Origin of the sequence: Plastoroseomonas hellenica (assembly GCF_018129085.1) — a bacterium.
Classification (GTDB): Bacteria; Pseudomonadota; Alphaproteobacteria; order Acetobacterales; family Acetobacteraceae; genus Plastoroseomonas; species Plastoroseomonas hellenica.
Genome location: NZ_JAAGBB010000003.1, coordinates 193,120 through 214,590, shown reverse-complemented (window position 1 = coordinate 214,590; position 21,471 = coordinate 193,120). Strand labels below are relative to the sequence as shown.

Annotated in this window: 20 protein-coding genes; 12 read left to right on the top strand and 8 right to left on the bottom strand. The window is 69.2% G+C overall.

Translation table 11 applies throughout. From position 1 onward, the window contains the following. The first annotated feature begins 14 nt into the window (after nt 1-14). From GXW71_RS03850 to GXW71_RS03830, 5 genes are all read left to right on the top strand, one after another. Nucleotides 15-1,607: an ABC transporter substrate-binding protein gene (locus GXW71_RS03850; protein ID WP_211851070.1), complete on the top strand. Its 1,593-nt coding sequence runs from the start codon at nt 15-17 to the stop codon at nt 1,605-1,607. Nucleotides 1,608-1,675: 68 nt separating this feature from the next. After that, nucleotides 1,676-3,109, top strand: a complete 1,434-nt coding sequence (locus tag GXW71_RS03845) for an amidohydrolase family protein (RefSeq protein WP_211851069.1) — start codon at nt 1,676-1,678, stop codon at nt 3,107-3,109. Continuing rightward, entirely contained in the window at nt 3,106-4,107 is a 1,002-nt protein-coding gene (locus GXW71_RS03840; protein ID WP_211851068.1) for an ABC transporter ATP-binding protein, read from the top strand. The genes GXW71_RS03845 and GXW71_RS03840 overlap by 4 nt, the downstream gene beginning before the upstream one ends. Next, a complete protein-coding gene (locus GXW71_RS03835) occupies nt 4,104-5,165 on the top strand; it encodes an ABC transporter ATP-binding protein (RefSeq protein ID WP_211851067.1) in 1,062 nt (353 codons plus the stop codon). The genes GXW71_RS03840 and GXW71_RS03835 overlap by 4 nt, the downstream gene beginning before the upstream one ends. A gap of 23 nt (nt 5,166-5,188) precedes the next feature. Then, nucleotides 5,189-6,358: an iron-containing alcohol dehydrogenase gene (locus GXW71_RS03830; RefSeq protein ID WP_211851066.1), complete on the top strand. Its 1,170-nt coding sequence runs from the start codon at nt 5,189-5,191 to the stop codon at nt 6,356-6,358. Nucleotides 6,359-6,373: 15 nt separating this feature from the next. Here the strand turns inward: GXW71_RS03830 and GXW71_RS03825 are convergent, their stop codons facing one another. The 8 genes from GXW71_RS03825 to queA all read right to left on the bottom strand — a co-directional run bounded on the left by GXW71_RS03825 (nt 6,374) and on the right by queA (nt 12,899). Further along, nucleotides 6,374-7,051 (bottom strand): TIGR02594 family protein, encoded by a 678-nt coding sequence (locus tag GXW71_RS03825; protein WP_211851065.1) that lies wholly within the window; start codon nt 7,049-7,051, stop codon nt 6,374-6,376. Nucleotides 7,052-7,131: 80 nt separating this feature from the next. Beyond that, nucleotides 7,132-7,950, bottom strand: coding sequence for an MBL fold metallo-hydrolase (locus GXW71_RS03820; protein WP_211851064.1), 819 nt, complete (start codon nt 7,948-7,950; stop codon nt 7,132-7,134). A 48-nt stretch (nt 7,951-7,998) separates the two neighbouring features. Beyond that, complete coding sequence (locus tag GXW71_RS03815) at nt 7,999-8,559, bottom strand: VUT family protein (RefSeq protein WP_211851063.1); 561 nt, start codon at nt 8,557-8,559, stop codon at nt 7,999-8,001. Further along, nucleotides 8,549-9,253, bottom strand: coding sequence for a 7-cyano-7-deazaguanine synthase QueC (gene queC / locus GXW71_RS03810; protein ID WP_211851062.1), 705 nt, complete (start codon nt 9,251-9,253; stop codon nt 8,549-8,551). The genes GXW71_RS03815 and queC overlap by 11 nt, the downstream gene beginning before the upstream one ends. Continuing rightward, nucleotides 9,250-10,320, bottom strand: a complete 1,071-nt coding sequence (gene queG, locus GXW71_RS03805; RefSeq protein ID WP_211851061.1) for a tRNA epoxyqueuosine(34) reductase QueG — start codon at nt 10,318-10,320, stop codon at nt 9,250-9,252. Before queG ends, queC begins: the two co-directional genes overlap by 4 nt. Continuing rightward, nucleotides 10,268-10,729: a preQ(1) synthase gene (queF, locus tag GXW71_RS03800; protein WP_211851060.1), complete on the bottom strand. Its 462-nt coding sequence runs from the start codon at nt 10,727-10,729 to the stop codon at nt 10,268-10,270. Before queF ends, queG begins: the two co-directional genes overlap by 53 nt. After that, nucleotides 10,726-11,844: a tRNA guanosine(34) transglycosylase Tgt gene (gene tgt, locus GXW71_RS03795; protein WP_211851059.1), complete on the bottom strand. Its 1,119-nt coding sequence runs from the start codon at nt 11,842-11,844 to the stop codon at nt 10,726-10,728. The genes queF and tgt overlap by 4 nt, the downstream gene beginning before the upstream one ends. Further along, nucleotides 11,841-12,899: a tRNA preQ1(34) S-adenosylmethionine ribosyltransferase-isomerase QueA gene (gene queA / locus GXW71_RS03790; protein ID WP_211851058.1), complete on the bottom strand. Its 1,059-nt coding sequence runs from the start codon at nt 12,897-12,899 to the stop codon at nt 11,841-11,843. Before queA ends, tgt begins: the two co-directional genes overlap by 4 nt. A gap of 104 nt (nt 12,900-13,003) precedes the next feature. Between queA and GXW71_RS03785 the strand changes: the two genes are divergently transcribed. The 7 genes from GXW71_RS03785 to GXW71_RS03755 all read left to right on the top strand — a co-directional run bounded on the left by GXW71_RS03785 (nt 13,004) and on the right by GXW71_RS03755 (nt 21,428). After that, nucleotides 13,004-13,993 carry a hypothetical protein gene (locus GXW71_RS03785; protein WP_211851057.1) on the top strand — a complete coding sequence of 330 codons (990 nt, stop codon included), beginning with the start codon at nt 13,004-13,006 and terminating at the stop codon, nt 13,991-13,993. Between the two features lie 124 nt (nt 13,994-14,117). Beyond that, nucleotides 14,118-15,185, top strand: a complete 1,068-nt coding sequence (locus GXW71_RS03780) for a TRAP transporter substrate-binding protein (RefSeq protein WP_211851056.1) — start codon at nt 14,118-14,120, stop codon at nt 15,183-15,185. Between the two features lie 47 nt (nt 15,186-15,232). Beyond that, entirely contained in the window at nt 15,233-15,787 is a 555-nt protein-coding gene (locus GXW71_RS03775) for a TRAP transporter small permease subunit (protein ID WP_211851055.1), read from the top strand. Then, nucleotides 15,784-17,148 (top strand): TRAP transporter large permease, encoded by a 1,365-nt coding sequence (locus GXW71_RS03770; protein WP_211851054.1) that lies wholly within the window; start codon nt 15,784-15,786, stop codon nt 17,146-17,148. The genes GXW71_RS03775 and GXW71_RS03770 overlap by 4 nt, the downstream gene beginning before the upstream one ends. A gap of 118 nt (nt 17,149-17,266) precedes the next feature. Further along, nucleotides 17,267-19,324, top strand: coding sequence for a hydantoinase/oxoprolinase family protein (locus GXW71_RS03765; RefSeq protein ID WP_211851053.1), 2,058 nt, complete (start codon nt 17,267-17,269; stop codon nt 19,322-19,324). After that, the gene (locus GXW71_RS03760) at nt 19,321-20,946 is read left to right on the top strand and encodes a hydantoinase B/oxoprolinase family protein (RefSeq protein ID WP_211851052.1); all 1,626 of its coding nucleotides are present in this window, start codon (nt 19,321-19,323) and stop codon (nt 20,944-20,946) included. Before GXW71_RS03765 ends, GXW71_RS03760 begins: the two co-directional genes overlap by 4 nt. Next, nucleotides 20,943-21,428 carry a MaoC family dehydratase gene (locus GXW71_RS03755; RefSeq protein ID WP_367617240.1) on the top strand — a complete coding sequence of 162 codons (486 nt, stop codon included), beginning with the start codon at nt 20,943-20,945 and terminating at the stop codon, nt 21,426-21,428. The genes GXW71_RS03760 and GXW71_RS03755 overlap by 4 nt, the downstream gene beginning before the upstream one ends. The last annotated feature ends 43 nt before the right edge of the window (nt 21,429-21,471 follow it).

Sequence of the window (21,471 nt, the reverse complement as noted above, 5' to 3'; positions counted from 1 at the left end):
GGGAGATCAGGAATATGAAGAAGCTGCTCGCGGGCGCGATGCTCGCATTGGCGGCCGCGTTGCCGGCCGGCGATGCGCTGGCCCAGGCGGCGCCGCGCAACACGCTGGTCGTGTTGCGTGAGATTGATGCCGACAACTACGACCCGATTCGCTCGACCGCGCGGGGCGCCGGCGAAGTCGTCTATATGATGTCCGATACGCTCGTCTCCCTCGACTGGGACATGCGCACCGTCCGCCCCGGCCTCGCCGAGCGCTGGGAGATCAGCCCGGACGGCAAGACCTATACCTTCCACCTGCGCCGCGACGTCACCTTCTGCGACGGCCGCCCGATGACCGCGCAGGACGTCGCCTATTCGATCATGCGCTGGGTCGACCCCGCGAACCGCAGCCCGGTGCGCTGGCGCGCCGGCCCGGTGCGGGAAGTGCGCGCGATCGACGACCACACCGTCGAGTACGAGCTCACCGAACCTTTCGGCGAGCTGCTCTATCAGCTCACCCTGTTCTTCGCCTCGATCGTCGATCGCAGCACGGTCGAGCGGCTGGGCCAGAATTTTGGCAGCCAGGGCTTCAACGGCACCGGTCCTTATTGCTGGGTGAGCTGGACGCCGCGGCAGGAGATGGTGCTGCAGCGCCATCCCAACTACACCTGGGGGCCGCCGATCTATCAGAACCGCTCGCCCCAGGTGGATCGCGTGATCTGGCGCGTGATCCCGGAGGCGAACACGCGCCTCGCCGCGCTGCAGACCGGGCAGGGCGACGTCACCCAGTACATCCCGAACATCGCGATCCAGCAGCTCCGCAACGTGCCGACCATCCGCATGACACGCCAGGAGAACTACTTCTGGGACTACTTCATGGGTTTCAAGGTCGACAAGCCGGTGGTCAGCGACCCGGCGGTCCGGCGTGCCATCAACTTGGCGGTGAACCGGGCGGCGATCGTACAGGCGGTGTGGTTCGGCAACGCCTCCCCTGCCACTGCCTATCTGAACCCGAACACCGCCGGCTACAGCGAAGAGGCTGCGCGGCTGGTGCCGCAATTCGATCCCGCCGCAGCCCGTCGGGTGCTGGACGAGGCCGGCTGGCGCGTCGGCCCCGACGGCGTCCGGGTAAAGGACGGGCAGCGCGCCAGCTTCCTGCTCTATGGGCTGCAGACCACGGAATCGCGCCAGTTCACCGAAGCGATCCAGGCCGATCTCCGCCGCGTCGGCATCGAGATGCGCATCCAGCTTTGGGATGCGACCGTCGGCTGGGGGCGGCTCGCCACCCAGGAATTCGATGCCTTCGTGATGTCCTACCCCTATATCTCTGCGACCGATGGCTTCGCGCTCTATTTCGACAGCCGCAACCGGCCGACGCCGAACCGGATGAACTGGTCGGATCCGCGCACCGACGCGGCGCTGAACACGGCAAAGACCGCGCTGGATGCGGCAACGCGTCAGGCAGCCATCGCCGAAGCACAGCGCATCATCGCGGAGAACAATGTCTGGCTGCCGATCGCGCGCGAGAATCTCTGGCTCGCCGCCAGCCAACGTACCGAGGGCGTCCGCGCGCATGGCATCTATGGTGTCGGGCTGTACAAGGGCCTCGACATCCGCCTGACACGCTGAAGCAATCATGGATGGCGCCGTCCGGGCCTGCTTCCGGAGGGCGCCACCGAGGGGAGGCACTGGGTATCATGACCACCACGCTGATCCGCAACGCCGACCTGGCGATCGCATGGGACGCAGCCGCGAAGGAACACGTCTATCTCTCGGATGCCGACGTCGCTTTTCGCGACGGCGTCCTCACCTTCGTCGGCCGCGGCTATGACGGTGCCGCCGATGCGGTGATCGATGGCAAGGGCCTGATGATCATGCCCGGCCTCGTGAACATCCATTCCCATCCGTCGAGCGAGCCCATGAACAAGGGCTTCACCGATGAGGTGGGGACGCCAGGCCTCTACAACTCCTCCCTTTACGAATACCTGCCGATCTTCCGCGCCGATGCCGACGCCGTGCCCTCCTGCGTCCGCGTCGCGATGAGCGAATTGCTGCTCTCCGGCGTCACCACCGTCGCCGACCTATCCATGGCCCATCCCGGCTGGCTCGACCTCCTGGCCGAAGCCGGCATGCGGGTCTGCATCGCGCCGATGTTCCGCTCCGCCCGCTGGTTCACGAAGAACGGCCATGTCGTCGAATATGAATGGGACGAGAAGGCCGGCGAGAAGGCGATGGCCGAGGCGCTGACCCTGATCGAGCGCGCCGAACAGCATGAATGCGGCCGCCTCTTCGGCATGGTCGTGCCGGCGCAAATCGACACATGTTCCGAAACGCTCCTGCGCGAGAGCCGGCAGGAGGCCAAGGCACGCGGCGTCTCCTGGCAGATCCACGCGGCGCAGTCGGTGGTCGAGTTCCATGAGATCACCCGCCGTCATGGCTATACCCCGATCGGTTGGCTCGACAGCATGGGTCTGCTGTCGGAGCGGGCGATCATCGGGCATGGCATCTTCCTCGACGATCACCCCTCCACGCCCTGGCACACCCGCACCGATCTGAACCGCCTGGCCGAGACCGGCACCACCGTCGCGCATTGTCCGACGGTCTTCGCGCGACGCGGCATCGCGCTGAAGGATATCGGCCGCTATCGGCGGGCGGGGGTGAATCTCGGCCTCGGCACCGACACCTACCCGCACAACATGCTGGATGAGATGCGGCTGGCGGCCTATATCGCCCGCACCCAGGCGACCGATCCGCGCACGCTCACCTCGGCGGACCTGTTCCATGCCGCGACCATCGGCGGTGCCGTGGCGCTCGGACGCGACGATATCGGCCGTCTCGCCGCCGGCTGCCGGGCCGATTTCTCCCTGGTGGACGTCACCCATCCGCGCATGCGCCCTGCCCGCGATCCGCTGCGGAGCCTGATCTATGCGGCGGGCGACGACGCGTTGAAAGCCGTCTATGTCGACGGCCGCAAGGTGGTCGAGAATGGTGAGGTGCTGACCATGGATTATCGCGCCGCGGCCGCGCATCTGCATGAGGCGCAGAAGCGCATCGAAGGCCAGGTGCCGCAGCGCGACTGGGCGCACCGCAGCGCCGAGCAGATCGCACCGACGACCTTCCGCTGGGCATGACGGAAGCGCTTCTGAGCATCGAGGGGCTGCGGACGGTCTTCCGCAGCGGCATGGGCGAGATCGCGGCGGTGGACGGCGTCTCGCTGTCGGTCCCGCGCGGCCGCACCCTCGGCATCGTGGGCGAGAGCGGCTGCGGCAAGTCGATGCTCTCACTCTCCGTCATGCGGCTGGTGCCGCCGCCCGGCCGCGTCGCCGCCGGGCGTGTGCTGCTGGAAGGGCGTGACCTGCTGACGCTGCCCAAGGCCGAGATGCGCGACGTGCGGGGCAGGGAGGTCGCGATGATCTTCCAGGAGCCGATGACCAGCCTCAATCCCGTGCACAGCATCGGCGACCAGATCATGGAAGCGATGCGCGCGCATGAGCCGCGCGCCGGCGCCGCCGAGCTGCGCGACCGCGCCATCGCGGCCCTGGCCCGGGTACGGATTCCGGCACCGGAGCGCCGCTTCACCGAATATCCGCACCAGCTCTCCGGCGGCATGCGCCAGCGTGTCATGATCGCGATGGCGCTTGCCTGCAGCCCGAAGCTGCTGATCGCGGATGAGCCGACGACGGCTCTCGACGTCACCGTGCAGGCCCAGATCCTCGACCTGCTGCGGGAATTGCAGTCCGAGACGGGGATGAGCATCATCCTCATCACCCACGACCTCGGCGTGGTCGCGGAAATGGCCGACGAGGTCGCGGTCATGTATGCCGGCCGCGTGGCGGAGCGCGGCCCGGCGCGCGCGATCTTCGAGGATCCGCAGCACCCCTATACGCTCGGCCTGCTCGGCTCCATCCCGCGCCTCGATGAGGAGCGGGAGACCTTGCTGGCCATCGAAGGCAGCGTGCCACCGCCCTTCGCGCTGCCGCCGGGCTGCCGCTTCGCGCCGCGCTGCCCTTTCGCCATCAGCCCCTGCAATGCCGCGCCGCCGCCGCTGCGCGACATCGCCGATGCGCATGAGGCCGCCTGCATTCGCGCGCCGATCGAGGCCTCCCTCGCGCTGGGCAATGCCGCATGACGCCGCTGCTGGAAGTCCGCGATCTCGCGAAGCATTACCCGGTGAAGAGCGGCATCGTCGTCGCCCGCCAGGTGGGAACGGTGCGCGCCGTCGACGGTGTCTCCTTCGCCGTGAACCGGGGCGAGACCCTGGCGCTGGTGGGCGAGTCCGGCTGCGGCAAATCCACCACGGCGCGGCTGGCGCTGCGTCTGATCGAGCCCTCCGCCGGATCGATCCACTTCGACGGCCGGGATGTCACGCGGATCGGCGGCGCGGCGCTGCGGGCGCTCCGCCGCCGCGCGCAGATCGTCTTCCAGGACCCCTATGCCAGCCTCAACCCGCGCCTGAATGTCGGCGACGCGATCGCGGAGCCCATGGCGGTACACGGCATCGGCAACGCCGCGTCCCGCCGTGCCCGGGTGGAGGAATTGCTGGGCCTGGTCGGCTTAGCGCCCTTCCACGCGGCGCGCTTCCCGCATGAGTTCAGCGGCGGGCAGCGCCAGCGCATCGGCATCGCCCGCGCGCTCAGCATGCAGCCGGAGCTGATCGTCTGCGACGAGCCTGTCTCGGCGCTCGACGTCTCGATCCAGGCGCAGGTGGTGAACCTGCTGAAGGATCTGCAGCGTCGCTTTGGGCTGGCCTACCTCTTCATCGCGCATGATCTGGCCGTGGTGAAGCACGTCGCAGACCGGGTCGCCGTGATGTATCTCGGCCGCATCTTGGAGGTGGCGTCGAAGCGCGCCCTCTTTGCCGCGCCGCGCCATCCCTATACGCGGGCGCTGCTGGCCGCGATCCCGCATCCCGATCCGCAGCGGCGCGGCCGCGTAACCCCGCTCGGCGGTGACGTGCCGAGCCCGATGGCGATCCCGCCCGGCTGCCGCTTCCATACCCGGTGTCCTGCCGCCCAGGCGATCTGCCGGGAACAGGACCCGGCGCTACGCCCCTTGGCGGATGGCCATCAGGTCGCCTGCCATCTGGCGGAGACCCTGCCGGAAGCGATCAGCGACACCGGTGCGGGCTTCGCACCGGCGGCGGCACGGCGCCTCGCGCTCTTTGCGAAGGCACGGGCGGCGGTGTAATCCGGCGGCGGAGGAGAACGCCCATGATCACCAGCTTCCAGTCCCCGCGCCTGCTGCTGATCGGTGGCGGTGCCGTCGCCAAGGCCGCGGAGGTGCTGGCGCAGTTCGGCCTCTCGCGCCCGCTCGTGGTCACCGACCCCTTCATGGTCTCTTCCGGCACTGTGGAGCGCGCGCTGGCGGCGCCGCTGCGCGCCGCGGGCATCGACCCGGTTCTCTTCTCCGACACGGTGCCGGATCCGACCGACACGGTGATCGAAGCCGGCGTCGCGATCCTGAAATCGGGCACATTCGACTGCCTGCTGGGCTTCGGCGGTGGCAGCCCGATGGACACCGCCAAGGCCATGGCGATCCTGGCCGCGGCACCCGCCGGCGCGAAGATGCGCGACTTCAAGGTGCCGGCGCAGGCCAATGCGGCGGCACTGCCGGTGATCTGCGTGCCGACCACGGCCGGGACGGGCAGCGAGGCGACGCGCTTCACCGTCATCACCGACACCGAGCGCGACGAGAAGATGCTGATCGCAGGGCTGGGGGCGCTGCCGCTCGCGGCCATCGTCGATTATGAGCTGACCTTCAGCGTACCGCCGCGCACCACGGCCGATACCGGCATCGACAGCCTGACCCATGCGCTGGAAGCCTTCGTCAGCAAGCGCGCCAATGACGAGAGCGACGAATACGCACTGCGCGCCATGCGCCTGATCGCGCCCAACCTGCGCACCGTCTATGCCGAGCCGCGCAACGCCATGGCACGGGCCACGATGATGAAGGGCGCGACCTTCGCGGGCCTCGCCTTCTCCAACAGCTCTGTCGCGCTGGTGCATGGCATGTCGCGGCCGATCGGGGCGCATTTCCATGTGCCGCACGGCCTCTCCAACGCCATGCTGCTGCCCGCCGTCACCGCCTTCGGCCTCAATGACGCGCTGCCGCGCTACGCCGAGGCCGCGCGTGCGATGGGTGTTGCCAGCGCCGCCGAGGGCGATCAGGCAGCCGGCGCCAAGCTGGTGGAAGAGCTGACCGCGCTCAACCGCGACCTGGCGGTGCCGACGCCGGAGCGTCACGGCATCGATGCCGCCAAATGGGATGGCCTGATCCCGACCATGGCGCAGCAGGCATTGGCCTCCGGCAGCCCGGCCAACAACCCGCGGGTGCCGGATGCGGCGGAGATCGAGGCGCTCTACCGCAAGGTCTACCGGTAGTCCGCCGACCACGCCCTATTGCGGCGGCCAGCGATAGGCGATCGGCTCGTAGCGAGCGGACGGGAAATTCGCGAATTTCACCTTGTCGTTCTGGCTACCGCCGAGCAACCGCACCTTGCTGGACTGCACCGAAGTCAGGAAGCCGACATGGAAGCCCGCGCCGCTGCCCGGCGCGGTGCGCAGCACTGTGACGGCACCGTAGCGCGGCTCGCAGGCCATGCCCCAACCGATCCAGCTCCGCGCTTCGGCGCTGCCGGTCCCGATATGGCCCGCCTTGCGTAGCACCCAGTTCACGAAGGCGGAGGACCATTCGGCCCCGTCGCCGCGTCCGGCCGCCTGGCGATAGGCTTCGATCTGCGCCGCATGGCTGCCCCTGCCGGTGGCTTCCGAGACCCCGATCTCGCCTTCCGCGATCGCCATCCAAACATGCGGCCCGCCGGCCTCCAGGGTTTCCTGGCTTCCCGGGGCCTCGTCCCAGCCGTCGGGGGCGCCGCTCCAGACATGGTCGCGGTGGAGGTGGGCATCGATCAGCGCGCCGTCGGTGCCCACGCGGGCACGGACCTCCTCATAGCGCTGCAAAGCCTCGCGGGTCTGTGGACCCATGACGCCGTCGAGAGCAAGATTCGGCGACGGCTGCAGCTTGCCGTTCAGGAATCGCTGAAGACTGACGATACTGTCGCTTCCGAAGGTCATGGGTCCTCGGCCGGGTCGCTCAGCCGAGGCGATGATACGCCAACGGAACCATGGCCGCTACTGGGGTTCGCGCGCCGGCGCTACCCGGCATCCGTCCGCTCAAGCCAGGCGATATGCCGTTCCATGGAGCGCGCGACGGCGGCCTCGCCGTCTTGTGTGATTACCCGGTCCCAGAAGGCGCCGTGGATGGCATCGTAGCGGAAGGGGGCTAGGCGGGCCGCCATGCCACGCAGCGCCGCAGCGCCGAGCGGGATCAGGTTGGGATAGGACCGCATGAAGCCGAGATGCCGGCGATCCGGCATGACCTGCAGCAGGTCGCCGCTCAGCAGCGCCCCCTTGCCGCCGGCGCCGGCTTCCCAATGCAGCACGGCGCCGCCCGGATAATGGCCGCCGGCCCGGACCAGGGTCACGCCCGGCGCCAGGGCCTTGCTGTCGCCTTCCCAGAGCACGACGCAGGGATCGGGCCACATGATCCATTCCCGGTCCGCCGCGTGCAGGTGCACGGGCACGCCGCCGAAGCGGCGGCTCCATTCCACCATCGTCGTGTAGTAGTGGGGGTGGGAGATCGCGATGGCGGCGAGGCCGCCGAGGCCCTGGATGATCGCGACCATGGCGTCATCGATCAAGCTGACGCAGTCCCACAGGATATTGCCCTGCGGCGTCCGCACCAGCAGCGCCCGCTGGCCGATGCCGAAATGCGGTGCCATGCCGATGCCGAGCAAGCCTGCCTCCTGCCGGAAGGTCGCCATGTGGCTGCGGCCCAGGCGGGCGAGGGTGGTCCAGCCCTGGCCAGAAGGCGGCACATATTGCCGCTCGTCCTCGCAGATGGCGCAGGCGGCCGGCGGCACCTCGCTCGGCGCGTGCTGGGTGCCGCAGGCGGTGCAGATGAAAGCATCCATGGCAGGCATCCTATGCGGTATCGCGCCCGATGCGGAACGCCGCGCGGTTCAGGCCGGCGTGAGGCCTAGCCGCTCGTCCCGCCGGCGCAGCCAATGGATCAGCGGCAGCGCCGCCAGCACCATCCAGGCCTTGCCGACGACCTGGCCCGGCAGATAGGCGAGGCTGGCGAAGGCCAACGTCAGGAAGACGATGCTGTCCACCACCAGCCCGGCGACGGAGGAGGCGAGGACCGCCAGCACCAGCCCACGCCGCTGCAAGGGGGTATAAACCGCGAGATCCGCGGTCTCGCTCACCAGGAAGGCGGCGGCGGAAGCCAGCACCAGCGCCGGCGGCGCCAGCAGTGCAGAGAGCGCGGTGCCGGCCACGACCGCCGCGAAAGCGAAGCGCAGCCCGAGCCGGCGCTGCACCAGGTCCCGCAGCACCAGTGCGAGCCCGATCATCAGCACGCCGGACGGCGCCACCAGCCCCGGTGCCACCGGGATCAGGCAGGGTCCGCCGGGCACGCAGACCGTGCCGGCATGCCCGATCAGCCAATTGGCGGCGGGGATGCAGAGCCCGAAGGCGATCAGGAAGAGCGCGCCTTCGCGGCGGCGGCGGTCATCCAGCATGGGCGGCCTTCCAGTTCTCCCAGCCCTTGCGCCTGAGATCGCAGGCCGGGCAGGTGGCGCAGCCATAGCCCCAGGGATGGCGGGTGCTGCGGTCGCCCAGGTAGCAGCTATGGGTATGCTCTTCCACCAGTGCGGTGAGGGTGCGCCCACCAAGGGCATCGGCCAGCACCCAGGTCGCCGGCTTGTCGCGCCACATCAGCGGTGTGTGCAGCAGCAGGCGGGATTCCATCCCGAGATTCAGCGCCACTTGCAGCGCTTTGATGGTGTCGTCGCGGCAATCGGGATAGCCGGAGTAATCGGTCTCGCAGACGCCCGCGACGATGTGCTTCAGCCCGCGGCGATAAGCCAGCGCCGCCGCGAAGGTCAGGAACAGCAGGTTGCGCCCGGGAACGAAGGTGTTGGGCAGCCCATTCGTCTGCATGGTGATCGCGGTGTCGCGGGTCAGCGCCGTGTCGGAGATCGCGCGCAGCGCATCGAGCGCCAGCACATGATCCTCACCGAGCTTCGCCGCCCAGCGAGGGAAGGCGTGGAGCAACTCGGCACGGAACGCATCGCGCACCGCGAGTTCCACCACGTGCCGCTGGCCGTAGTCGAAGCCGATAGTCTCGACCCGTGCGAAGCGGTCGAGCGCCCAGGCGAGGCAGGTCGCGCTGTCCTGGCCGCCGGAGAAGAGGACCAATGCGCCGTCACTCATGCAGGCAACCTTTCGACGGCCCAACGCGCGGCCTCCGCGACCACCGGATCGGGATCCTCGCACAGCGCCTGGGCATGCGGCCGCAATGCGGGAGAGGCAGAATTGCCGATCGCGATCATCACGTTGCGCAGGAAGCGGTCGCGCCCGATGCGCTTGATCGGGCTGCCGGAGAACAGCGCCCGGAAGCCCGCATCGTCCAATGCCGCGAAATCGGCCAGCAGCGGCGCGGTCAGGGTCGCGCGCGGCGCAAAATCCGGCTCCGCATGGGCCTGGGCGAACTTGTTCCAGGGGCAGACGGCCAGGCAGTCGTCGCAGCCATAGATGCGGTTGCCCATCGGCGCTCGGAACTCCTCCGGGATCGGATCACGGCTCTCGATGGTCAGGTAGGAGATGCAGCGCCGTGCATCCAGCCGGTAGGGTGCCGGAAAGGCCGCGGTCGGGCAGACATCGAGGCAGCGCCGGCAGGACCCGCAGTGATCCGTCTCCGCCGCGGCGGGCGTCAGCGCCAAGGTTGTGAAGATCTCGCCCAGGAACAGCCAGGACCCGTGCTCGCGGTTCACCAGGTTGGTGTGCTTGCCCTGCCAGCCGATGCCCGCCTGCTGCGCCAACGGCTTCTCCATCACCGGCGCGGTATCGACGAAGACCTTCACGCTGTCGTCGAGCCAGGTCTCGACGATCCAGCGCGCCAGCGCCTTCAGCCGCTTCTTCACGGTATCATGGTAGTCGCGATGGCGGGCATAGACGCTGATCGTCGCGCGGTCGCGCATCGGCAGGGAGGCGAGGGGATCGTCCTCCGGTGCATAGGACATGCCGAGCGAGATCACGCTCGCCGCGTCCGGCCAGAGCGCACGCGGGTCGCCGCGCTGCTCGCTGCGCGCCTCCATCCAGCCCATGCTGCCGTGCATGCCCTCGGCCAGGAAGCGCGCCAGGCGCTCCCGTGTCGCGTCGGACAGCGTCGCGCGGGCAAAGCCCACGGCATCGAAGCCGAGGGCGAGCGCCTTTTCCCGGATCCGCTCAGCCGCGTCCACGATAGGGTTCGACCTTCTGATCGGGGATCCAGACACCATCCGGCGCCGCGCCGCTCTGCCAGAAGACGTCGATCGGGATGCCGCCGCGCGGATACCAATAGCCGCCGATGCGCAGCCATTGCGGTGCCAGCAGCCCGACCAGGCGTTGGGCGATATCCAGCGTGCAGGCCTCATGGAAGGCGCCGTGGTTGCGGAAGGAAGCGAGGTAGAGCTTCAGCGACTTGCTCTCGACGATCCAGGCATCGGGCACGTAGTCGATCATCAGATGCGCGAAATCCGGCTGCCCCGTCAGCGGGCAGAGGCTGGTGAATTCGGGCGCCGTGAAGCGGATGCAATAGCGCAGTGAGGCATGCGGGTTCGCCACGCGTTCCAGCACCGCCTGGTCTGGGGAGGCGGGGAGGCGGCTCGGCTGGCCGAGCTGGGTCAGGCCGGAGACGTCGTGGGTCATTCTTCCTCCGTCATCGCCCAGCCGGCCTCGATGGCGGCGGCTTCTTCTTCGAAGCGGCCCTCGAGGATGGCGGAGCGCAGGCGCGCCATCAGGTCCTGATAGTACTGGATATTGTGCCAGGTGAGCAGCATCGGGCCGAGCATCTCGCCAGCTTTGAACAGATGGTGCAGATAGGCGCGGCTATGGCTGCGGCAGGCCGGGCAGGAGCATTCGGCGTCGAGCGGCCGCAGATCCTCGGCATGCCCTGCGTTGCGGATGTTGAGCACGCCGCGCCCCGTATAGGCCCGGCCGGTGCGGCCGGAGCGGGTCGGGATCACGCAATCGAACATGTCGATGCCGCGCCGGATGGCGCCGATGATGTCGGCCGGCGTGCCGACGCCCATCAGGTAGCGCGGGCGATCCGCCGGCAGCAGCGGCAAGGTTGCGTCGAGGGTCGCGAACATCGCCTCCTGCCCTTCGCCGACCGCGAGGCCGCCGATCGCATAGCCCTCGAAGCCGATGCCGATCAGCGCCGCGACACTCTCGGCACGGAGCTCCGGGAAGGTGCTGCCCTGCACGATGCCGAACAGCCCATGGCCGTCGCGCGGCAGGAAGGCCTCCCGGCAGCGCGCCGCCCAGCGCATGGAAAGCCGCATGGAGGCGGCCGCCTGCGCCTCGGTCGCCGGGAAGGGCGTGCATTCGTCGAAGCACATGGTGACGTCGGCGCCGAGCAGGCGCTGGATCTCGACGCTGCGTTCCGGCGTCAGGCGGTGCTTGGAGCCGTCGATATGGCTCTGGAAGGTGACGCCATCGGCATCCATCTTCCTGAGCGCCGCCAGCGACATCACCTGGAAGCCGCCGGAATCGGTCAGGATCGGACCGCGCCAATCGGCGAGGCGATGCAGTCCGCCGAGCCGCGCCACGCGCTCCGCTCCCGGCCGCAGCATCAGATGGTAGGTATTCCCCAGGATCATCCGTGCGCCGGTCGCGCGCACCGCATCGGCGGTCATCGCCTTCACAGTGCCGGCGGTGCCGACCGGCATGAAGACCGGCGTCGGCACCTCGCCATGCGCGGTGCGCAGCGTGCCGGCGCGGGCGGCGCCGTCACGGCCACTCGGTGTCCAGTGCAACGTCATGCGGCGCGTTCCAGCAGGGAGGCATCGCCATAGGAGTAGAAGCGGTAGCGCTCCGCGATGGCATGCGTATAGGCGGCCTGCATCCGCGCCATGCCGGCAAAGGCCGCGACCAGCATGAAGAGCGTGCTGCGCGGCAGGTGGAAATTGGTCATCAGCAGATCCGCGCTGCGGAAGCGGTGGCCCGGCAGGATGTAGATATCGGTCAACCCCTTGAACGGCGCGATGCCGGCATCGGTCGCGGCGCTCTCCAGCAGCCGCAATGCCGTGGTGCCGATGGCGATGACGCGCCCGCCTGCTGTGCGTGCGGCATTGATGGCGGCGGCGGCCTCCGCACTTACCTCACCCCATTCGGCATGCATGCGGTGCGCGCGCACATCGTCATCCCGCAAGGGCAGGAAGGTGCCGGCACCGACATGCAGCGTCACCGTCGCGCGCGTGACGCCCCGGGCCGCGACGGCGTCCAGGAGTGCCGGCGTGAAATGCAGGCTCGCGGTCGGTGCGGCGACAGCGCCGGGCCGCTTGGCAAAAATGGTCTGGTAGTCCTGCCGGTCCGCATCGCTCGGCCCTTCCGGGCGCGCGATATAGGGCGGCAGCGGCACTTCCCCGGCGCGGTCGAGCGCGGTGGCGAGCAGGCCCTGGTCCGGTCCGAAATCCAGCAGCACCGCGCCGCCCTCCAGCCGTTCCAGCACCCGGCAGGGCAGTTCCGGTGCGCCGTCGATGGCCAGGGCGTCGCCGGCGCGCAGCCGCCGCGCGTTGCGGGCCAGCGCGTGCCACAGCCCGCCGCCCTCGGCCCGGTTCAGCATCAGCTCGACCGCCGCCTCGCCGCGATGGGCCCGCAGCCGCGCCGGAATGACCCGTGTATCGTTCACGACCATGATGTCGCCGGGCCGGAACAGCGCCGGCAGGTCGCGCACCGCCCGGTCCACCAGCCCCTTCCGCCCGACATGCAGCAGGCGCGCGGCATCGCGCGGCCTCGCCGGGGCCTGGGCGATCAGGCCGTCGGGCAACGCGAAGTCGAAATCCTCGATGCGGAGGGGGGGCGGGGTCTCGGCCACGCGGGGCGGGTAGCGCCTGCGCCGCGGCGGCGCAAGCCTTCACGGGCCTGCGGTAGCAAGCGCCGTCATGCCAGGCTAGCCGGTCCGGCGATGGAGGCCCCGAGATGCGATCCCTGCTCTGCCTGTTCCTGCTGCTGGCGCCGGCCGCCGCCCGTGCCGAAGCCTTCGAGTTCCTGGCCTTCGGCGACATGCCGTATTGCAGCCAGAACGAGACGCCTTGTGCGGACGAGCAGCGTCTCAACGTCCTGATAGACCGTATGAATGCCGCCCAGCCGGCCTTTTCGGTCTTCGTCGGCGACACCAAGGCGGGGGCCGAGCATTGCACCGATGCCGTGGTGGCGGACCGCACGCGCCGCTGGTTCGCCCGCTTCGAGCATCCGCTGATCTACACCCCCGGCGACAATGAATGGACGGATTGCTGGCAGGACCGCGCCGGCCGCTTCGATCCGCGGGAGCGGCTGGCGCTGCTCCGCCGCGAATTCTTCCCCGGCCCCGAGAGCCTCGGCCGCGTGACCCTGCCGCTGGAGCGCCAGGCCGACCTCGACCCCGGCCGGCGCGATTTCGTGGAGAATGCCCGCTGGACCTACCAGGGCGTCGTCTTCGCGACTGTCCATGCGGTAGGGTCCGACAACAACCGCCCGCCCCTGCAGGGGCCGCAGCCGCCTGGCGCCGCGCAGGAGTTCCCGCCGCGGGATGCCGCCAATACCGTCTGGATCGAGGCCGCCTTCGCCGAGGCCGAGCGCAACCGGGCGCCCGCCCTGGTTTTCCTCTTCCAGGCCGACATCTTCTTCCGCGACCGCTGCGGCTTCGGCGAGTACGAGGGCCATGTTGCGACCCGCGCCGCGCTGCTCGAAGGCGCCCGGCGCTATGGTCGCCCGGTGCTGCTGATCCATGGCGACAGCCATTTCTTCCTGGTCGACCTGCCGCTCCGCGGCCCGGACGACCGCACCCTCGGCAACGTCACCCGCATGATGGTGCCGGGTGCGGAGGACATCCGGGCGGTCCGGGTGCGGGTCGACCCGGAGGCCGACCAGCCCTTCGGCTTCGCGCTGCTGGGCGATCCCGCGCGGGCGCGCGGCCCTTCCTGCCCCTGAACAGGCAGTATTGCTGTTCCGGACGGCAGAATCGGTGCCAAGCCATCGGCTTGGCCAGCGATGCCCGATTGCGTGTCCCGGGCTGCCCATGCAGCATTGCCGCCATATGAAGGGGGCTTCAAGAATGCTGCGTCCGATCACCCTGGCGCTCGGGCTGGCCCTGGCCGCGCCCGCCGTCGCCCAGATGCCCGCGAGCCTGCCTGCCGGGCCGCGCGTTCCGATCGTCGCCGTTACCCAGCCTTTGCCGACCCAGCCGCAATACACCCGCGTCGATGTGCCCTACCTGCGGGAGATGATGGCGAGCCGCACCGGCGGCCGCATCGAGGTCAACCTCTCGACCCATGCCGAACGGAACTTGGGGGGCGCCGAGATCGTCCGCCTCGTCCGCTCCGGCCAGGCCGATATCGGCGGCGGCACGCTGACGACGCTGTCGGGCGATGTGCCGATCCTGGACGGCATCGACCTGGCCGGCCTCGCCCCTGACATGGCCGTGGCGCGCCAGATCGCCGAAGCGGTGATGCCGGTCGCCAATCGCGACCTGGAGCGCTTCGGTGCGCGCCTGGTGCTGATCTACCCCTTCCCAGCACAGGTGCTGTTCTGCCGCCAGCCGTTCACCAGCCTCGCAGATCTTCGTGGGCGCCGGATCCGCACCTTCGGCAATTCCCTGGTGGACATGGTCGGCGCGATCGGCGGCCAGCCGGTCTCGATCGGCTTCCCCGAGGTCTATTCGGCGTTGGAGCGCGGCGTTGTCGACTGCGCCATCACCGGCACCGGCAGCGGCGCCTCCGCCCGCTGGCCGGAGGTCTCGACCCATATCTCCGACCTGCCGCTTTCCTGGGCGGTCGCCGGCTATCTCGTGAACGTCGCCTGGTGGAACCGGCTCGATCCGCAGGTACGCGCCTTCCTCGAGGGCACGTTCCGGGAGATGCAGGACAAGCTCTGGGAACTCGGTGCCGCCGCGACCCGCGATGGCATCGACTGCAATATCGGCCGCGCCGAGCTTTGCCGCATCCATAATGTCGCGGCACGCCCGATGACCGAGGTGCGCGCGACCGAGGCCGATCGCACGCAGATCCGCCAGATCTTCGAGCAGACGGTGCTGCCCGGCTGGGTGCGCCGCTGCGGCGCGCGCTGCGGGGAGATCTACAACCAGGTGATCGCGCCGCTCTCCGGCATCCGCTTCGGCGGGTGAGGGCGCTCACGGCCGCCCGCCGGGGCGCCGCCGCCCTGGCGGCGCTGATGGCGTATGTCGCAGGCTGGAACTACATCCTCTGCGCGCTATTCATCACCTTCGACGTGGTGGCGCGCAGCCTCTTCGGCTTCTCCTCCCAGGCGACGGTGGAGATGACGGGCTACATGCTGGCGGCCGGCATCGCCTGGGCGCTGGCCCATACCCTGGCCGCGCGTGCGCATATCCGGGTCGACGTGCTGGTGAACCGCCTGGCGCCCCGCCGCCGCGCCTGGCTGCACCTGCTGTCGCTCACGCTGCTGCTCGGCCTCGGCGCCTTCATCGCCTGGGCGGCCTGGGAGCTGGTGGATGAGAGTGCGCTGTTCCAGGCGCATGACAACTCCGCCTGGCATGTCGCGATGGTGGTGCCGCAGGGCATCTGGGCCTTCGGCATCTGCACCTTCGTCGTGATGGCAGCCTTGCTGCTGGCCGAGGGCACGCTCGCCGCGCTGACCGGCCAGCCCGAACTGGTGGACGGGCTGCTCGGTGCCCGCACGATCGAGGACGAGACCGCGGAGGCGCTGGAAGCCGTCGCCATGGCGCATGAAGGTGAGCCCGTACAGTGATCGCCATCGCCTTCCTGCTGATCCTGCTTGCGGCCTCGATCATCGGCGCCGCGGCCACCGGGCAGTCGCTGCCGGTCGCCGAGATCACCGCCCTGGTCGCGGTCTTCCTCGTGTTCTTCGGTGCCGGCGTCTATATCGCGGCCGTGCTCGGCGTGCTCGCGGTGCTGACCGGGCTGATGTTTTCCGACCGACCCTGGTGGGCCTTCGCCGGCCAGACGCTCTGGGCGCCGTCGAGCAACTTCGTCCTGGTCGCGGTGCCGCTCTTCCTGCTGATGGGGGAGATCCTGCTGCGCGCCGGCCTGTCGGAGCGGCTGTTCCGCGCGCTCAATGTCTGGCTGAACCGGTTGCCGGGCGGGCTGCTGCATACCAACATCGCGAGCTGCGCCGTCTTCTCCGCGATCAGCGGCAGCAGCGTCGCGACCGCGGCGACCATGGGCTCGGTCGCGCTGCCCTTCTTCGCGGGCACGAAATACAGCCCGCGCATGGTGCTGGGCTCGCTTGCCGCCGGCGGCGCGCTCGGAAACCTCATTCCGCCGGGCATCACCTTCATCATCTACGGCCTGATCACGGAGACCAGCGTCGGCGCCCTCTATGTCGCGGCGATTCTGCCCTCGCTCCTGGTCACCGGCCTGTTCCTGCTGGTCATCGTCCTGCACGGGCTGCGGAGCCCCATGGAGAAGCCGCCGGCGGTGCCGCTCGGCGAGAAGCTGCGCGCCTTGCTCGACCTGATCCCGACCATGCTGCTGATCCTGCTGGTGCTGGGCTCGATCTATGGCGGCCTGGCGACGCCGACCGAGGCGGCGGCGCTCGGTGTGGTCGGCGCCGGCTTCTTCGCCGCCGTCGAAGGCAAGCTTACCTTTCGTATGCTGAATGCCTCCGCCGAGGCGACGGCGCGCAACACCGCGCTGCTCGGGCTGATCCTGTTCGGCGCCTATCTGCTGAACTACCTGCTGACCACGATCAATGTGCCGCAGACGCTCTCCGCCTTCATTGCCGGGCTGCCGCTGCCGCCCTGGGCGATCATGCTGGCGATCATCGGCCTCTATGTCGCGCTCGGCACCTTCATGGAGGGCTTCTCCATGATCATCACCACCGTGCCCGTGATCTTCCCGATCGTCATCGCCCTCGGCTACGACCCGATCTGGTTCGGGGTGATCGTCACCATGCTGGTGGAGATCGCCCAGATCAGCCCGCCGGACGGCACGGTGATGTATGTGCTGCAGGGGATGCGGCGCGACCGCGGCCCGATCACCGATGTCTTCGCGGGCGTCATGCCCTTTCTGGCGGCCTATCTCCTGGCCGTCGCCCTGCTCATGGTCTTCCCCGGCATCGCGCTTTGGCTGCCGAAGGTCATGGGCTGAGGCATGATGCGCTCGCGTTCGTTCGCGATCATGCTTCAGCGATTTCGTTTGATCGCATGATTCGGGCTTTTCGGCTACTTCAGCCTCAAATCATCATGCTCTGACAGGATCCCGCCGCGTGGCCGAGAAGCCCATCCGCATCGCCGTCGATATCGGCGGCACCTTCACCGACCTGCAGATCCTGGATGCCCGCGATGGCGCGGTGCATGCCTGGAAGACGCCGACGACGCCGGACGATCCCTCGATCGGCCTGCTGACCGGCGTGACCGAGGCGGCCGCGCGCTTCGGCTTCGCCTTGGCCGAGGTCGGGCTGCTGCTGCACGGCACCACCATCGCGACCAATGCGGTGCTGGAGCGGAAGCTCGCCCGCGCCGCGCTGATCACCACCGCCGGCTTCGAGGATGTGCTGGAGATCAACCGGCATGTCCGCCGCGACATCTACGGTCTCGCGCCCGATCCCAATCCGGTGCTGGTGCCGCGCGATGCCCGCCTTGGCATCGCCGAGCGGATGCGTGCCGATGGCAGCGTCGAGACGCCGCTGGACGAGGCCGCGATCCCGGCGCTTCTGGCGCGCATCGATGCACTTGGCGCTGAATGCGTGGCGGTCACGCTGCTCAACAGCTACGCCAATCCGGCGCATGAGCGGCGCATCGCGGCACTGATCGCGGCGGCGCGCCCGGGCCTTCCGGTCTCGCTCTCCTGCGAGATCAGCCCGGAGATCCGCGAATACGAACGCACCTCCACGACCGTCCTGAACGCGGTGCTGGTGCCGGTGGTGAAGGCCTATCTCGACCGGCTGGAGCACCGGCTGGGCGAGGGCGGCTTCCACCCGCTGGTCTTCCTCGTGCAGTCGAATGGCGGCGTCTGTTCGCTGCGGCTGGCGGCCGAGCAGCCGGCACGGCTGCTGCTCTCCGGCCCCTCCGGCGGCGCGCTCGCTGCCGGGCGGCTGGCGCAGCTCCTGTCGCGACCGAACCTGGTCGCCGTCGACATGGGCGGCACCAGCTTCGATGTCTCCGTGGTGCAGGGTGGCCGCGTCTCGGTCATCACCCAGGGCGAGATCGATCGCCTGCCGGTGCGCCTGCCGATGGTCGAGATGCGCACCATCGGCGCCGGCGGTGGCTCCATCGCTGCGGTCGATGCCGGCGGCCGGCTGACCGTCGGCCCGCGCAGCGCCGGTGCCAAGCCCGGCCCCGTCGCCTATGGCCGCGGCGGCGTGGAGCCGACAGTGACCGATGCCAATCTCACCCTCGGCCGCCTCGACCCGGATTTCTTCCTGGGCGGCCTCATGAAGCTCGACATGCCCGCGACGAAGCGCGCCATGGAGACGCGCATCGGCGCCCCGCTCGGCCTCACGGCGGAGCAGGCGGCGGAGGGCATCCTGACCGTCACCAATGCCAATCTCGGGGCCGCGATCCGGCTTTCCCTGTTCGAGAAGGGGCTCGATCCGCGCGATTTCTGCCTGCTTTCCTTTGGCGGCGCCGGCGGATTGCACGCGATCGACGTCGCGGCCGAGATCGGCATGGCAGAGGTCGCGTTGCCGCGGGAGCCCGGTACGCTCTCCGCCTACGGCATCCTCTTCTCCGACCTCGTGCAGGACATGGCGCGCAGCGTCGTGCTCCGCGTGGAGGCGGCGTCGCTGCCGCGTCTCGGCGAAGCCATCGCCGCGCTCCGCGCCGATGCGGATGCGCGGCTCGCCGCCGATGGCGTGCCCGAGGCCGCGCGGCGCATCGAGATCGCGGCCGATATGCGCTACCAGGGCCAGGCCTTCGAGCTGCTGATCCCTTGGGGCGAAGTCACGGCGCCGGATGCCGCAGCACTGGCCGCACTGGAAGCAGGGTTCCACGCCACCCACCGGCAGCGCTTCAGCTACGCCAATCCCGGCGATCCCGTGGAGATCGTGACCTTGCGCGCCATCGCGACGGGGCTGCTGCCGAAGCCCGCGGTCGGCGACCCGATCCCCGCCGCGCGCCCGGCCCGCAAGGGCGCCCGCCGTGTCTTCACCAGCGGCGCCTGGCAGGAGGTCGCGGTCTGGGACCGCGAAGCGCTGACGCCCGCTGACATCATCGAAGGTCCAGCCCTGCTGGAAGAAGCCTTCTCCACCCACTGGATCGCCGATGGCTGGACCGCGCGCCTCGGTGCCGCCGGCGCGGTGATCGCCGTGAGGACCGCCCCATGACGCTTGGACCCATCGAGATCGAGGTCATCCGCAACGCGCTGACCGCCGCCGCCGCCGAGATGGACGTCACCATCTGGCGCACCAGCCGCAGCACCGTGGTGCGGGAGCTGCTGGACTACTCCACGGCGGTCTTCGATGCCGAGGGCAACAACCTCGCGCAATCGGCGCGCATCCCGCAGCACCTGAACAGCATGGGGGCGGCGCTGCGAACCCTGCTCGATCGCTTCGTCGATGCCGCCACCTGGGCGGAAGACGATGTCGTCGTCACCAATGACCCCTATTGCGGCGCCCAGCATCTGAACGACGTCCTGGTCTTCAAGCCGGTCTTCCATGATGGCGTGCGCATCGCCTATGTCGGCGCACTCTGCCACCATATCGACATGGGCGGCATGGCCCCCGGCAGTTACGCCGCGACCGCGACCGAGGTGTTCCAGGAAGGCGTGCGCATTCCGCCGCTGAAGCTGATCGAGAAGGGCGTCCTCAACCAGGCGGTCTGGGCGATGATCGGCCAGAACGTGCGCAAGCCCGTGCTCATGCTGGGCGACCTGCAGAGCCAGCTCGCCAGCCTCGATGTCGCCGCCGTTTCCATCAAGCGCCTCGCTGCCCGCTACGGGTCCGCCGGCATCCTGGAGGCGAGCGCCCGCATCCTCGACATGAGCGAGGCCGCGATGCGCGCCGCCATTCGGGCCATGCCCGACGGACGCTACGAGTTCGAGGATTTCCTCGACGAGGACGGGGTCAGCGGCGAGCCGGTGCGGCTGCATGCGGCGCTGACCATCGCCGGCGATGAGATCAGCGTCGATCTCACCGGCTGCGCCGATCAGCAGCGCGGGCCGATCAACTGCACCCCGGCGATGTCCAACTGCGCCGTCTTCTACTCGGTGATCGCCGCGACCGACGGCGCCATGCCGGCCAATGCCGGCTGCTACCGCCCGATCAGCATCATCCATCGCGAGGGCAGCGTCACCAATTGCCAGGCGCCGGCCTCCGTCGCGCATCGGGTCGCAGTCTCCCATCGGCTGGCCAACGTCATGTTCGGCTGCCTGCACCAAGCAGTTCCGGACCGCATGCCGGCGGCCTATTACGGTGGCAGCTATGTCGCGACCTTCCAGACCATCGCGGAGGACAACCATCGGGAGGTACTGGTCGAGATCGAGATCGGCGGCACCGGTGCAGCGCCGGCGAAGGATGGCGTCAATGCCTGGTCCTTCGGCATGCACAACAACAGCAACATCCCCGTCGAGATGATCGAGAGCGGCATGCCGCTGACGATCACCCGCTACGGCCTGATCCCCGGTTCCGGTGGGGCAGGGCGGTATCGTGGCGGGCTCGGCCTCTATCGCGAATGGCGGGTGGAGTGCCCGAGCGCCGTCTTCACCGCGAACATGGACCGCTTCCGCTTCGCGCCCTATGGCCTTGCCGGCGGCGGCCCAGGCAGCCTCGGGAAGCTGCTGCGCATCCGTGACGGGGTCGCGACGCCGATCGCCCCGAAATCCGATGGCGTCATGCTGAAGCGTGGCGATATCGTGCGGCTGGAAACCTCGGGTGGCGGTGGCTTCGGCGATGCCGGGCAGCGCGCGCCGGATGCCGTCGCCCGCGACAACGCCCTCGGCTACGCGTGACGGGTTTCGACCCCCGGGCGCACCGCATGGTGCCCGAGCAGCGCTGGTTCGAGGATTTCGCCCTCGGCGAGCGTTTCGTGCTGCCCAGCCGCACCATGACCGACGCGCTCTTCGCGGCCTTCCAACTGGCGTCGGGCGACAATCACCCGGTGCATTATGACGTGGAATACTGCCGCTCACATGGCATGCCGGGAATGCTGGCGCATGGCTATCAGATCCTGATCCAGACGGCCGCCGGTGCCGGGCTGTTCCCGCATCTCGTCGAGCGATCGCTGAAGGGCTTCCTCGACCAGTCCAGCCGCTTCCTGCACCCGGTCTTCGCCGGCGACACGCTCTACGCGGCGCTCACCGTCGATGAACTGTCGCCGAACCGCACCACCGGCGTCGTCGGCCTCGCCAGCACGGTCCACAATCAGAGAGGCGTGCTGGTGATGGAAGGGCGCCAGCGGTATCTCCTGCGGAGGCGCCCGGCCCAATCCTGATCGACGGCATTCGGGCGCAATCGAACTGTCACGCGTACCTTAA